This window comes from Leifsonia sp. McL0618, from assembly GCF_049994905.1.
GTDB lineage: Bacteria > Actinomycetota > Actinomycetes > Actinomycetales > Microbacteriaceae > Diaminobutyricibacter.
The window spans coordinates 4,104,083-4,117,120 of the sequence record NZ_CP188258.1 but is presented as its reverse complement, the minus strand read 5'-3'; the positions used below and the strand labels follow the sequence as shown (position 1 = coordinate 4,117,120).

Here is a 13,038-nt window from a genome sequence, read left to right as displayed (position 1 = left end):
AGGTACTGTGTGACACGCTCGAGCATGTTCGGGGGGGACCCGCAACTGACGGCACCCCGCGCACCTGCCGAGCCGGACCCCAATCCGTCCACCGACCAGATCTTCACGTCGAGGCGCGCACGCCGCGAATTCGAGCGGGCGACCACCGGGCCAGTCGAGACGGCCGCGCTCACCGGGTCGATCGCTCCTGCGCAGCTGATCGCACCCGAGCAGTCGCTCGCGCCCACCCAGCCCGTTGTTCCTGCCCAGCCGACGTTCGCGCCCGCCCAGCCGCTTGCACCTGCCCAGGCGTTCGCGCCCACCCCGCCCGTCGTGCCTGCGCAGACGTTCGCGCCCACCCCGCCATCCGTCGATCCGATCGCGACCGTCGTGCCTGTCGAGCATCCGCACGCGCCGACCGTGAGTGCGGATGCGGCCGAGGCCGTCGCCCGCCGCACGCGCCCGGTGAGGCGCCCGCCTCTCGCGCCCACGAAGAACCTCCACGCTCATAAGGCTCGTCTTGCGGAGCTGTCGGCGCGTTCGCGCGTTCGACGCACCCGGGTGAAGATCGGTGTCGTCCTGGCGGCGAGCGGCCTTCTCGGCACCGCGGCACTGCCGGCCTATGCGGCTCCCTCCGACACGTCGGGCAATGGTGTGAGAAGCGCGGCCGTCCAGACCCTCGCCGGCGGAGGCGCCGCCGCGCCCGCAGCGACACGTGACGGCTACAGCGTGATGGAGAACCCGCTGCTGCTCGACTCCACGGTCGGCGTCACTGTGTCGCCGACCGTACAGGCGCTGGCACAGAAGCTGATGACCGCAGTGTCGCAGGGGCGCCTGACCGGCTCCGTGCCCGATCACATTCCCGAGATCGAATACCTCGCCGAGGGGCGGGTCGTGCCGAACTGCGGCATCGACTATCGCGTCCTGCAGACCATCGATGTGGCCTTGAAGACCTTCAGGACCGTCGGCGTCAGCGACATCAACCGCCGTTGCACGGGTCAGATCGAAGGCGCGGGGAGCGCGTCGAGCCACTACGCGAACGGCGGCGGCCACGCCGTCGACTTCTTCCTGCTCGACGGCCAGGCGCTGAGTGGCGGCGACGCCCAGTCGGTGAAGCTGATCCAGGCGCTCGATCCGCTCGTGCCGCCCCTGACGAACGTCGGTCAGTCGGAGTGCCGTTCCTCGATGAGCCTCACCAACCTGGTGGCGTTCGACGACACCTGCAATCACCTGCACATCGACTACGGCACCGCGCAGGGCACGACCCTCAAAGACTGAGCCCGAGTCTTGCTCGCCGGCACTCAGGGCGCGGGCGGCGCTTTCGGCGGCGTCTTGTTGACCTTGCCGTCGGTCGGGGCCGGCAGTGCGCTCCCGTCGAGGGTCACAAGCGGCGGCAGCGGCGTGTTGAGCACGCCGGGCCACGGTTGCGGCTCGACCGGCACCGGCGTGGGCTTCGGTGGTGCCGGCTGCACGATGGTGGTTCCCGCGGCGGGAGGCACCGGTCGGCTCAGCGTGGCATCCACATGATGGGCGAGCGATGGCGCGCTGTCGACCCGCTCGACCCCCATCGGTCCGAGGCCCAGCAAGTCGATGATCGTCTTCGGGATGGACGCATGGGAGTGCCATTCCGCGTCGATCGCCTGCTCGACGGCCCCACCGAACATGATGAGCGGGATGCGCGAGCCGCCGATGATCTGGAAGCCGTCGGGGTGGAGCGCATCCGGAACCGTCTCGATCGAGGGCGTCGGCACAGAATCGGTGTAGCCGCCCCAGTCGTCCCAGGTGAGGATGAAGGTCGTCTCGTCCCAGCCGCCCCCGTCGATCACGGCCTGGACGCGTTGCCAGACCAGGTCGTGGCCTTTGGTGATGTAGTCGGGCGCGCTCACGGCGGGCGGATGCTCGTCGTATCCGGACGGTGACCACACGTAGCAGACCTGCGGGAGCGTGCCGCCTTTGGCCATCGGGATGAACTGGGTCGGCGGGTGCACGTTGGCGTTGCCCGGCGCCTCCGACAGCGTCGTGTAGAACTTGACCGGGTAGCCGCTCTGGTCGGGAAAGGCTCCCCACGTGACGCCGGCGGCTTCCGCGACCGAGAAGATCGACGGGAGCGGCCAGACCGGGTGCGTGCCGACGAACGGCGGGTTCTTCAGCGTGGGCATCTGCCCGCCGACCGCAAGCATGTGGCCGGGCGTGGAATTCGACCCAGGCCCGAAATGGTGGTCGGCGAAGACGAACTGCTTGGCCAGCCAGCTGTAGAAGGGAATCAGCTGGTCGTTGTCGATCTGCAGCGGTTCTGCCGGATAGTCGCCCATCGCATAGTGAACCCAGGAGCTGCGGTCGTGAGGTTGGTCGAAGTTCGGAGCTGCCGTCAGGAGCTTCCCGTGGTTCGCCACCGCCGCACCCCACGCGGCCATCTTCGGAAAGTAGAAGTCGGTGGTCTTGTTCTCCTGGATGAAGACGATCACGCGTTTCGTCACTGCCATCTCACGATGCAAGCACTCGGTACCGACAAAAGACAGGGGCCGAGGGTGAACAATCGATGTGAGATGCGATGAGGAGGGGCGGATGGCGAGGGGCGACGACGGGACAAGGCCGGTATCGCGCGACGAACTGCGGCGGCGCGCCCACGACCTGTTCGCAGGCCTTCGCGGGCGGGTTCTGGAGGTCGGCGCGGGCGACGGAGAGAACCTCGATGCCTTCGGCGCCAGCGTGTCCTGGACCGGCATCGAACCGGACGCCGTTTCGCGGCGGCACCTGCAGGTCGAAGCTCGCCGGCACGATTTCGTCGACCAGGTGCTCGACGCCCGTTGCGAGAATCTCCCGTTCGCTGCCGACTCATTCGATGCCGTGGTCGCGACCCTGGTGTTCTGTTCCGTCACCGACCTGGACGGTTCGCTCGCCGAGGTGATGCGGGTGTTGAAGCCCGGCGGGACCCTCGCGTGCGTCGAACACGTCCACGCACCGAAGGGGGCCCGGCGCGTCATCCAGAGCCTCGCGACCCCGCTCTCTGCGCGCTGGGACGGCAACTGCCACTGGAACCGGGACCCGGTCGGCGCAGCGCGCAGGGCCGGCTTTCTCGGCGAGCGGCTCGAGACGTTCGAACTCGACACGGGCGTCCCTTTCCTGCCGGCACCCTGCGTCGTCTACGTCGGCGTGAAGCCCAGCGCGTAGCGCCGAAGGGTGCGAGAAGTGGATTCTGGCTCGTCTGAAGGCCCCAATCCGCACTCTTCGCGGCTGCGACGGCGCCGGGCGGGGAGCGTAGGCTCGTGCCGGGAGCGTGCACATGAGCTCAGCGGACCGGGACTTCGAAGCAGCAGCACCGACATCGTTCGATGAACGCTGGCAACGCGAGGTTGCGCGTCTCGGCCACCTGTTGCGTGAGATCTACCGCGACGACGACCGGCTGGATGCGCAGTTCGGCGGCCTTCTCGCCGACCTCACTGCGTCGTGGGCTTCGCGTTCACCCGAGCTGAAAGAGCTCGACCGGCGGCACCTGGCCGATCCGGACTGGTTCGAATCGAACCGGATGCTCGGGGGCGTCTGCTACGTCGACCGGTACGCCGGCACGCTGCAGGGCTTGCGCTCCCGCATCCCGTACTTCCGGGAACTCGGCCTGACCTACCTGCACCTCATGCCCCTGTTCCTGGCGCCGGAGGAGAACTCCGACGGCGGCTACGCGGTGTCGAGCTACCGGCAGGTGGCGCCCGGGCTCGGGACGATGGCCGACCTGAGGCAGGTCGCCGACGAGCTGCGGTCGAACGGGATCTCGCTCGCCGTGGACTTCGTGTTCAACCACACGTCCGACGAGCACGCGTGGGCGCGGCAGGCGCTGGCCGGTGTGCCGGAGTTCGAGGACTACTACTGGATCTTCCCCGACCGTACGATGCCGGATGCCTTCGAGCGCACGACGCGCGAGATCTTCCCCGACGACCACCCCGGATCGTTCGTACAGCTCGACGACGGCCGCTGGGTGTGGACGACTTTCCACACCTTCCAGTGGGACCTCAACTATTCGAACCCTGCCGTGTTCCGGGCGATGGCGAACGAAATGCTGTTCCTCGCCAACCAGGGCGTGAGCGTTCTGCGCATGGACGCTGTCGCGTTCATCTGGAAGCAGCTCGGCACATCCTGCGAGAACCTGCCGCAGGCGCACCTGCTGCTGCAGGCGTTCAACGCGGTGTGCCGCATCGCCGCGCCCTCAGTATTGTTCCTGTCCGAGGCGATCGTGCACCCCGACCAGGTCGTCGAGTACATGAGCCCGGGCGAATGCCAGCTGAGTTACAACCCGCTGCAGATGGCGCTGATCTGGAACACGCTCGCGACCCGCGATGTGCGGATGCTCTCCCAGGCCCTCGAGCGCCGCCACACCACGCCTGCGGGAACCTCCTGGGTCAACTATGTGCGCAGTCACGACGACATCGGCTGGACTTTCGCCGATGAGGACGCATCCGAACTGGGGATCCATGGGTTCGATCACCGCCGATTCCTCAACATGTTCTACGTGAACCGCTTTCCCGGGAGCTTCGCTCGCGGTGTGCCGTTCCAGGAGAACCCGAAGACGGGGGATGCGCGGGTCTCCGGGTCCACGGCGTCGCTGGCCGGGCTCGAAGCCGGCGATCCGCTCGCGGTGAGGCGCATCCTGCTGGCGCATTCGATCATCCTGAGCACTGGCGGCCTGCCGCAGCTCTATCTCGGTGACGAAGTCGGCCAGCTCAACGACTACACATACGTCGACGACCCGGCCCATCGCGATGACAGCAGGTGGGTGGGGCGTCCGCGGTATCCGGCAGCGCTCTATGACGAGCGCCGCTCCTATGCCACGCATGCAGGAGCGATCTACCTGAGCCTTCGGCGCCTGATCGAGATCCGCTCGGCCACCCTGGAATTCGCGGGCACCAGACTGGTCGGGTTCGTCACGCACAACGACAGGGTGCTCGGGTACCAGCGGCCCGGCGAGTGGTCCACGGTAGTGGTGCTCGCCAACTTCGGCGACGGCCGCGAGAAGGTCGACGCCCTCACGTTGTCGGGGATCGCGCCCGGATCGTTCGACCTCGTCACCGGGGCGCAGCTCGACCTGAGCGACGGTCTCGACCTGGCGCCGGGTCAGTTCGTGTGGCTGCGAAGCGCCACGCCAGAGGGCTGACCGGCGGCCGCCATCAGCAAAGGCTATGAGGTTATCCTTTGGTAAGAATGAACCTTACCAAAGGCTACAGGCTTAGCCTTTGGTAAGCTGAGGGAATGGTCAAGGATGAACGCGCCACATCGGCGTGGCCGCAGGTCGCGTTCGAACCTCGCGCCTGGACGGCGACAGGCGACGAAGTGGCATCCCGCCGCGCACTGCGCGCAGCCCGTGGCAACTATCAGGCTGCAGTGCCGCCGATGATCTCAGACCTGCCCGTCGTCCTGTCCCCGGACATCCTGGCCCTGGCCGATGACGCGAGCCGCGAACTCACCAGGTTCGACGCGGAAGCGGGACCGGTTGCCGCTCCGTTTGCGTCGATCCTCCTCAGAACCGAGAGCGCGTCGAGCTCCGAGGTCGAGAACCTGACCTCGAGCGCGAAACAAGTCGCTCTCGCCGAGATCGGTGCGTCGCGGTCGGGAAACGCCCGACTCGTGGTGGCGAACGTGCGCGCGATGAAAGCGGCGATCATCCTGTCGGACCGGCTCGACGAGTCGGCGATCATCGAAATGCATGAGGCGCTGCTGTCCGACTCGGCACCCGCGGTGGTCGGCCGCTGGCGCGATGAACAGGTGTGGATAGGTGGCGGTTCTGTCTCGCCGCATTCGGCGTCCTTTGTGCCGCCGCACCATGATCGGGTTGAAGCCTTGATGGCAGACCTCATCGGCTTCACTCGTCGGACCGATGTTCCGGTGCTCGCTCACGCTGCGATCGCCCACGCTCAATTCGAGACGATCCACCCGTTCCCAGACGGAAACGGTCGCCCGGGTCGGGCAATCATCCAGGCGATGCTCCGAGCGGGCCGGGTCACGCAGAACACGACGATTCCCGTGTCTGCCGGCCTCCTCCACGATCCGGACGCATACTTCGGCGCTCTCGACGCGTACCGCTCGGGCGCGCCTGACGAGATCGTCGGAGCTGTCGCCGAGGCTGCATTCGCCGCGATCAACAACGGCCGCAAGCTGGTCGCCGACATCCGCGCGGCGGCCGACCGCTGGAACGCCGTGGTTGTCGCGCGCTCCGACTCGTCGGTCCACCGCCTGAAGGAGTACCTGCTGAGCCAGCCGGTCGTCAACGTGAAGACTGTCGCCGGCGATCTGGCCGTGAGCGAGATCGCCGCGGCCGGTTCGATCGCGCGGCTGGAGGAATCGGGAGTCCTGATGAGGACATCCGGCGACTCACGCAACCGGCTCTGGCAGGCGAGCGAGATTCTCGACGCGCTCGACGCTTTCGCTGCCAGGGCGCGCCGAGCGCACGCCTGACGGCCCCGTTCGCGGGGCCGAGCGTGACACCTGCGGTCGAGTGTGCTTCGAAGAACGGTCACGCTCGGCCGCGACGTGCACGCTCGACTGCAATCCCCAGTGGTTGCCCAGTGATCGGTCAGGCTCACGGCAGGGTTCGGTCAGGTCGATGGTGTTGGCTTGTTGACCGCGCCTGAATGCATTCTCATAGCTGAGTCGTCTCGTGCGCACATCCGCCCTCTTGCGTTGTTTCGCTGCCTACTGTATACAGAATACAGACCAAGGAGTGACCCGAACCGGGGGCCTCCATTTTGCAGAGAGACTCTTCAAGGAATGAGGTAGGCATGTCTCGCGTCGACTCGAAGGTGAGAAGACTGGTGGCTGTGGGAGCGGCCGTCGCGGTAGCACTCAGCATGGCCGCGTGTTCGGGAACGGGATCATCGGGCGGGGGCGGTACCAAGACCGTCGTCTGGTCGACCTGGGGAACCCCCGAAGAAATCGCACGTTACAAGGACTTCGACACGCAGTTCATGAAGGAGCACCCTGACGTCAAGGTTGTCCTCCAGCCTGTTGCGGACTACGGCGACTACCACACGAAACTGCTCGCCCAGCTCGCTTCGGGCACCGCGCCGGACGTGTTCTACATCGGCGACGACAAGATCGGCCAGTTCGTCAGCTCGAGCGCGCTGCTGCCGCTGACGTCGCTCATGAACTCCAGCGCCAGCAAGACGAAGCCCGAAGACTTCGCTCAGGGCCTGTTCGGAGTGACGAAGAAGGGCAACGAGATCTACGCCGCCCCGAACGACTCCAACCCCGACGCGATGTGGTACGACAAGGTCGCACTCAAGAAGGCGGGCATCAGCGATGACCCCGCCACGCTCGCCGCGGAAGGCAAGTGGACGACCGAGGCCTACCTCGACATGAACAAGAAGCTCAAGAAGGCGGGCCTCACCGGCTCGATGTTCTGGAACTACTGGTCGACCCACTACGGCTGGATCTCCTCGCAGGGTGGACAGGCGTTCGACACCTCCGGGAAGTTCGTCGCCAACACCGACCCGACCAGCGTCGCTGCGATGGACGTGCTCGCGAAGAACTTCCAGAACCACACCTTCGTGGTCGCAGACACCCTCCCCGCCGGCGCCGGCGCCGACAGCGTCTTCGTCAGCCACAAGGCGGGCTTCTTCGTTCAGGGCCGTTACACGATCGGCACCGTCAAGTCCGCAGGCGACCCTCAGAACTACGACGTCGCACCGTGGCCGACCCCGGACGGCAAGGCAGCGCCCACCGGCACGGCCGTGAGCTACCTGGCCATCAACGCCAAGACCAAGAACAAGGACGCAGCGTTCGAGTTCTGGACCAACTTCCTCTCGGCGGAGGGCCAGACCACCCGCCTGCAGGGTGGCGGGAACGCCGTGCCATCGATCAAGGGCGCTGACAAGGTCGTGCTCGACGGCTACCCGGCCCACGCGCAGACTCTGCTCGACATGCGCGACATCGGCTTCGAGGACCCGGCCACCGAGGCTGCCGTTCCCGGCCTCTCCAGCGACATCAGCGACAAGATGCTCGCGCTCTACCAGGGCAAGTCATCCACGCAGGCCACGCTCGACGAGGTCGCCAAGATGATCTCCGACAAGACGGGCAAGTAGGGATCGACACGTGAGTGTAATCCAGGGACCGCTGTCCGAGGCTCTCGTCGAAAGCGAGACGTCGACAACGCCCGAACGCACCCGGCCGGGCGGGCTCCGAGGGGAGCCCGCCTGGCGGCGGCGCGACAGGCGCTGGGGCTACATCTTCGTCGGCCCGCAGCTGCTCGGCATGGCGCTCTTCGTGCTCGTGCCGTTCGCCGCGAGCGTCGTCCTGGCCTTCGCCAAGTGGGACGGCCTCAACGCGCTGAGCTGGGTCGGTCTCGACAACTTCGCGACCGAGCTCACCGACCCGCTGTTCGGGCGATCGGTCCTCAATACTCTGCTCATCGCACTCATCACGGTGCCGGTCGGCCTCGGCCTCGCCGTGGTGATCGCGGTGGCCCTGGAGCGGCTGAAGACCAAGACGCTCTATCTCATCCTGTTCTTCGCCCCGGTGGTGACCTCGTCGGTCGCTGTCGCGATGATCTGGCAGCAGCTCTTCCGCAAAGACGGTGTGATCAGCGGCTTCATCTCAAGTGTCTTCCACGTTCCGCCGCCGGACTGGCTCGGCGACCCGCACCTCGCGCTCATCGCGGTCTGCATCGTGTCGATCTGGTCGTCGCTCGGCCTCAACATCATCATCTTCCTGGCGGGGCTGCAGAACATCTCGCCGTCGGTGGTCGAGGCTGCGCGCATCGACGGGGCGGGCGCCATCACGATGTTCTTCCGCATCCGTCTTCCGCTGCTCTCGCCGATCATCTTCTTCTCCACGGTGATCGCGTTCATCAGCTCGCTGCAGACGTTCGACACGGTGTTCATCCTCACCGCCAACGCGGGCCCCGACAACGCCACGCGCACGATCGTGTACCACATCTACGATCTCGGCTTCGGCAAGTTCCAGTTCGGGCCGGCGAGCGCCGCATCCGTGATCCTGCTGATCATCACGCTGGTCATCACGGGCATCCAGTTCACCGCGCAGAAGAAGTTCGTCCACTACGAGGATGGTGCAGCATGACCACCACCGTCAGAACCGTCGCCCCCACGGCCCCCGCCCGTCGGCAGGGCAAGGCGGCCAGCCGCACGCGCAAGACCGTACTGCACGTCGTGCTCGCGGTCGCGGGCATCGCGATGGTCTTCCCGTTCGTCTGGATGCTCCTCACGTCGTTCAAGACGCTGCCCCAGCTTCTCAACGACCCGCTGAGCTTCCTGCCGAAGCCGTTCACCCTGCAGAACTACGTGGATGCGTGGAACGACGCCCCGTTCGCGCAGGCCTACTGGAACAGCATCTACATCGCGGTGCTCGTCGTCATCGGCACGCTGGTCACGGCGGCCATGGCGGGCTACGGCTTCGCCCGCATCAAGTTCCGCGGCAGCCGTCTGCTGTTCGTCGTGTTCCTGGCGACGCAGATGATCCCGATGCAGGTCACCCTCATCCCGTTCTACTTCCTGATGGCGAAGCTGGGCTGGGTCGACTCGCACCTCTCGCTGATCATTCCGGCAGCGCTGGCAAACCCGTTCGCGGTGTTCCTGATGCGCCAGTTCGTGCTCTCGCTGCCGATCGAGCTCGAGGAGGCGGCGCTCGTCGACGGCGCAGGTCGCTGGCGGATCTTCTGGAGCATCATCCTCCCGAACCTCCGCCCCGGTCTCGGCGCCCTCGCGATCATCGTCGCGCTCGGCACCTGGAACAACTTCCTGCTGCCCCTCGTCCTGATGAACAGCCAGGAGAACTTCACGGTGCCGCTGCTCCTCCAGAGCTTCCGCGGACAGTTCGGCTCCATCAATTACGGACTGGTGATGGCCGCCTCGGCCGTGGCGACCATCCCGATGCTGGTCGCGTTCGTGATCGGCCAGCGCCGCATCCTCAACAGCATGGCGGCCTCGGGGCTCGGCGGCCGGTGACGGTGGAGACAGGCGCGGAGCCGAGCGCGGCAGACCGGGCGGCGCGGTTCCTCGATCTCGAGAACGCGCCGTTCACGCTGCCGGGTTCGCGCATTTTGGTGCAGCGCGCCGACGGTGGCGTCACCGTTCGTCTCGCGGAGTACGAAAGGCGCCTCGACGAATGCGTCGTCGTGCGCACCCTGCGGGTGTTCGGCGCGGATGGCCGGCTCGCCGAACTGCGCGACGTACGCCCCGAACGCCTCGAGTTCTCGGGTGGGGTGACTCTCACCTTCGACGGCCCGGAGGCGATCAGCGTCGGCGGCGCTGGGCGGTTCACCGTCGAACTGGCCGTGCCCGGCGCTCTCGACTCGAGCGCCGCCGCCTTCGGAACGTGGTCGCCCGGACTCCCGTCGGCTGCCACCGCGGTGTGGAATGCGGACGGCGTCGAAGACGTGCAGGTGACGGAGGCCGGCTCCGACACTGTCGTGCGGCTGACCGTCGCCGGTGCCGCGGGCCAGGTGCGCATCGGCCTCGGCGAGCCCGTCGACACGGGCATGCTGACACATTCGGCCGCTCTCGCCGCAACCGACGACATCTGGGCCGAGTGGTTCGCACGGTGCCCCGGCGTCCGCCCCGACCTCGCCGACCTCACCGCCTTCTGCTGGTGGGTGCTCGGCGCGAACATCGTCACCCTGCCGGGACGCGGCAACGCGCGCGCCGTCGTTCCGTCGAAGATCGGGTACGTCGGGCTCTGGCAGTGGGACGCCTACTTCATCGCCGCCGGCCTGCGCCACGGCGACCCCAATCTCGCCCGGGAGCAACTCTCACTCGCGTTCGGTTTCCCCACGGCCGACGGCCAGCTTCCCGACGTCGTCCACGACGAGGGGGTGCTCGCCTCGAGCGACGACCTCCCGCCCGGCGACCGGGAGAACCTGCGCAGGGCCGGTTCGGCCATCGCGGACCCGACTGCGGCCATCCCGCTCACCAAGCCCCCGCTCGCCGCCTGGGCACTACGCTCACTCGAAGGGCTCATCGACGACCCGGCATGGTTCGACGACGCGTGGGCCACAGTCGCGCGCAGCCAGGAATGGTGGTTCGCGCATTCGGACCTCGACGGTGACGGGATGCCCGAATACGGCCATCCGTACTCGTCGGGACTCGACGACAGCCCGGTCTTCGACGGCGACCTGCCGGTGGCGTCGCCGGACCTCGCGGCATACCTGATCGTGCAGGACGACCTGCTCGCGGCGCACGCACGCTCTGTCGGCGACACGGATGCGGCTGACCGCTACGCCCGTCGCGCCGACAACACGCTCGCGCTGCTCGAAGAGATGTGGGATGACGCGGCCAGCTTCTTCCGGTCACGGGGGGCCGGGCATCCGCTCGCTGCCGAGACCGCGGTCAGCCTGCTGCCGCTGCTGACCGGGCGCCTGCCCGGCCGGATCGTCTCCCGGATGCTCGAAGCACTCGACGACCCCGACCGGTTCGCAACGCCGTGGGCCGTACCGACGGTTGCCACGCGGGATGCCGACTTCTCGGCCGAACGGATGTGGCGCGGGCCGGTCTGGGTGAACATCAACGCGCTGCTCGTCGAGGGGCTCGCCGTGTCGGGCCAGCCGGTGCGGTCACGTCGGCTGCTGGAGAGCACCCTGCGGCTGGTGGCGCACGGGGGCGGGCCGCACGAATACTTCAATCCGCTCACGGGCGAGAAAGCGGCGAGTGCGACGACGTCGTTCGGATGGTCGGCAGCGCTCTACGTGGACCTCGCGGTGCGCGCGTCCCGCTGAGCGCTCGCGGCCGCCGGCTGCTCGGCCGACCGCTGCGCGCCCGACCTCGGGTGCCGAGTGTGACACCTGCGGTCGAACGTGCTTCGCGCGCCGGGCACGCTCGACCGGAACTGGCCCGCTGGGGCGCGGTCACTGCTTGTCGAGCGTGCCGATCTTCTCGCCGCCGTTCTTGTAGACGACGAGGGTGCTGCCGTCGACCTTGGCGGTGTGTGCGAGGTTGAGCCAGGGGTTGACGCCCGCGCAGTGCACCAGTGTGGTCGCGAACGGGCCGAACGTGAAGGTGTCGCCGGAGACGGTGCCCTTACCGCTCATCTGGTTGCAGCCGTCGGTTCCCTTGAACGAGCCGTCGTCCTTGATGGTGAGGTTGGGCTGGCCGGAGGCGCTCGAACCCCAGGTGCCGGTGAAGGATGATGCGGAGGACGCGCATCCGGAGAGGGCAGCGACCGCGATGACGGCGGCGACGACGAGGGCGGGGCGGACGAACCTGGCGGTCTTCATGGCTACAACCTAGCGGCGGCTGTCGGTCGAACGGAATGCTTGTAATTCGGTTCGCGAGGCGTCAGGCCAGGCGCTCCCATTTGATGCCGGCGTCGGCGAGGAGGCGGCGCATCCCGTTGGTCCAGTTGGCGGCGAGTGCGGCCTTTGCGGCGGCGAGGTCGCCGTCGATGAGGTGGCGAGCGATGTCGGCGTGCTCGATCGCGCTGCGTTCGACCATGACGTCGTCAGAGACGAGGAGGGACTCGTAGCGGTGGATGGCGCGACGCACGCCTGCGATCTCGACGAGGAGGCGCTTGTTGGGGCACGCGCTCAGCATGAGGTTGTGCCATTCGTCGTCGCGACGGTTCACCAGGGCGTGCTGGGCGACATCGTCGTTGAATTCGGCGGCGAGGGCTGCGAGCTGCCCACCGAGCTGCGCCAGTTCGTCGTGCGGGCTGAGGTCGAGTGCCAGGCTTTCGAGGGTGACGATGATCGGGCACAGCTCTTCGAACTCGCGCGCGCTGAGCGGCACGAACCGGAAGCCTTTGCCGTTCTCGCTCTCGATCTGGCCTTCGCTCTCGAGCGCGATGAGCGCTTCACGCAGAGGGGTCCGGCTGACACCGAGTTCGGCGGCGAGCTGCACCTCATTGATGCTCTCTCCGGGGCGCACCTCGCCGGAGCGCATCCGTGCGATGAGTTCTTCTCGCACCTGGGATCGCAGGTTCTTGCGCTCGATCAAGGGGACCTCCTGGCCTGTGGGCGGCGACCTCGCGGCCACCGGCGACGCCAGCTTAGGGGTTGACCCCTCGCCGGAATCGCTTTAGCGTTACTGTATACAGAATACAGTCGACGGTTGCTTGATGTAAAGCATT

The 13,038-nt window shown here is 67.2% G+C and carries 11 protein-coding genes; 8 read left to right on the top strand and 3 right to left on the bottom strand.

Annotated elements, in window-relative coordinates; translation table 11 throughout:
• The first annotated feature begins 9 nt into the window (after window positions 1-9).
• Window positions 10-1,257: a hypothetical protein gene (locus ACPPVQ_RS19710; protein ID WP_426517114.1), complete on the top strand. Its 1,248-nt coding sequence runs from the start codon at window positions 10-12 to the stop codon at window positions 1,255-1,257.
• A 23-nt stretch (window positions 1,258-1,280) separates the two neighbouring features.
• Here ACPPVQ_RS19710 and ACPPVQ_RS19705 read toward each other — a convergent pair whose 3' ends face one another.
• Window positions 1,281-2,462, bottom strand: coding sequence for an alkaline phosphatase family protein (locus ACPPVQ_RS19705; protein WP_426517113.1), 1,182 nt, complete (start codon window positions 2,460-2,462; stop codon window positions 1,281-1,283).
• An 82-nt stretch (window positions 2,463-2,544) separates the two neighbouring features.
• Between ACPPVQ_RS19705 and ACPPVQ_RS19700 the strand changes: the two genes are divergently transcribed.
• The 7 genes from ACPPVQ_RS19700 (at window position 2,545) to ACPPVQ_RS19670 (ending at window position 11,689) form a co-directional block, all read left to right on the top strand.
• Window positions 2,545-3,150, top strand: coding sequence for a class I SAM-dependent methyltransferase (locus ACPPVQ_RS19700; RefSeq protein WP_426517111.1), 606 nt, complete (start codon window positions 2,545-2,547; stop codon window positions 3,148-3,150).
• Window positions 3,151-3,262: 112 nt separating this feature from the next.
• Complete coding sequence (locus tag ACPPVQ_RS19695; protein ID WP_426517109.1) at window positions 3,263-5,122, top strand: alpha-amylase family protein; 1,860 nt, start codon at window positions 3,263-3,265, stop codon at window positions 5,120-5,122.
• 95 nt (window positions 5,123-5,217) lie between these two features.
• On the top strand, window positions 5,218-6,420 hold the full coding sequence (locus ACPPVQ_RS19690) for a Fic family protein (protein WP_426517107.1): 1,203 nt from the start codon (window positions 5,218-5,220) through the stop codon (window positions 6,418-6,420).
• 323 nt (window positions 6,421-6,743) lie between these two features.
• Complete coding sequence (locus tag ACPPVQ_RS19685) at window positions 6,744-8,045, top strand: ABC transporter substrate-binding protein (protein WP_426517105.1); 1,302 nt, start codon at window positions 6,744-6,746, stop codon at window positions 8,043-8,045.
• A gap of 10 nt (window positions 8,046-8,055) precedes the next feature.
• Window positions 8,056-9,039 carry a carbohydrate ABC transporter permease gene (locus ACPPVQ_RS19680; RefSeq protein ID WP_426517103.1) on the top strand — a complete coding sequence of 328 codons (984 nt, stop codon included), beginning with the start codon at window positions 8,056-8,058 and terminating at the stop codon, window positions 9,037-9,039.
• The gene (locus tag ACPPVQ_RS19675) at window positions 9,036-9,923 is read left to right on the top strand and encodes a carbohydrate ABC transporter permease (RefSeq protein ID WP_426517101.1); all 888 of its coding nucleotides are present in this window, start codon (window positions 9,036-9,038) and stop codon (window positions 9,921-9,923) included. Before ACPPVQ_RS19680 ends, ACPPVQ_RS19675 begins: the two co-directional genes overlap by 4 nt.
• Window positions 9,920-11,689, top strand: a complete 1,770-nt coding sequence (locus ACPPVQ_RS19670; protein WP_426517099.1) for an amylo-alpha-1,6-glucosidase — start codon at window positions 9,920-9,922, stop codon at window positions 11,687-11,689. Before ACPPVQ_RS19675 ends, ACPPVQ_RS19670 begins: the two co-directional genes overlap by 4 nt.
• A gap of 129 nt (window positions 11,690-11,818) precedes the next feature.
• Here the strand turns inward: ACPPVQ_RS19670 and ACPPVQ_RS19665 are convergent, their stop codons facing one another.
• Window positions 11,819-12,187 carry an META domain-containing protein gene (locus ACPPVQ_RS19665; RefSeq protein ID WP_426517097.1) on the bottom strand — a complete coding sequence of 123 codons (369 nt, stop codon included), beginning with the start codon at window positions 12,185-12,187 and terminating at the stop codon, window positions 11,819-11,821.
• A 61-nt stretch (window positions 12,188-12,248) separates the two neighbouring features.
• Entirely contained in the window at window positions 12,249-12,905 is a 657-nt protein-coding gene (locus ACPPVQ_RS19660) for a GntR family transcriptional regulator (protein ID WP_426517095.1), read from the bottom strand.
• Window positions 12,906-13,038 lie beyond the last annotated feature (133 nt).

Coding starts and splice junctions, on each gene's coding strand:
- ACPPVQ_RS19705 (WP_426517113.1), bottom strand. CDS start 2,462: ATGGCAGTGACGAAACGCGTGATCGTCTTCATCCAGGAGAACAAGACC.
- ACPPVQ_RS19700 (WP_426517111.1), top strand. CDS start 2,545: ATGGCGAGGGGCGACGACGGGACAAGGCCGGTATCGCGCGACGAACTG.
- ACPPVQ_RS19695 (WP_426517109.1), top strand. CDS start 3,263: ATGAGCTCAGCGGACCGGGACTTCGAAGCAGCAGCACCGACATCGTTC.
- ACPPVQ_RS19690 (WP_426517107.1), top strand. CDS start 5,218: ATGGTCAAGGATGAACGCGCCACATCGGCGTGGCCGCAGGTCGCGTTC.
- ACPPVQ_RS19685 (WP_426517105.1), top strand. CDS start 6,744: ATGTCTCGCGTCGACTCGAAGGTGAGAAGACTGGTGGCTGTGGGAGCG.
- ACPPVQ_RS19675 (WP_426517101.1), top strand. CDS start 9,036: ATGACCACCACCGTCAGAACCGTCGCCCCCACGGCCCCCGCCCGTCGG.
- ACPPVQ_RS19665 (WP_426517097.1), bottom strand. CDS start 12,187: ATGAAGACCGCCAGGTTCGTCCGCCCCGCCCTCGTCGTCGCCGCCGTC.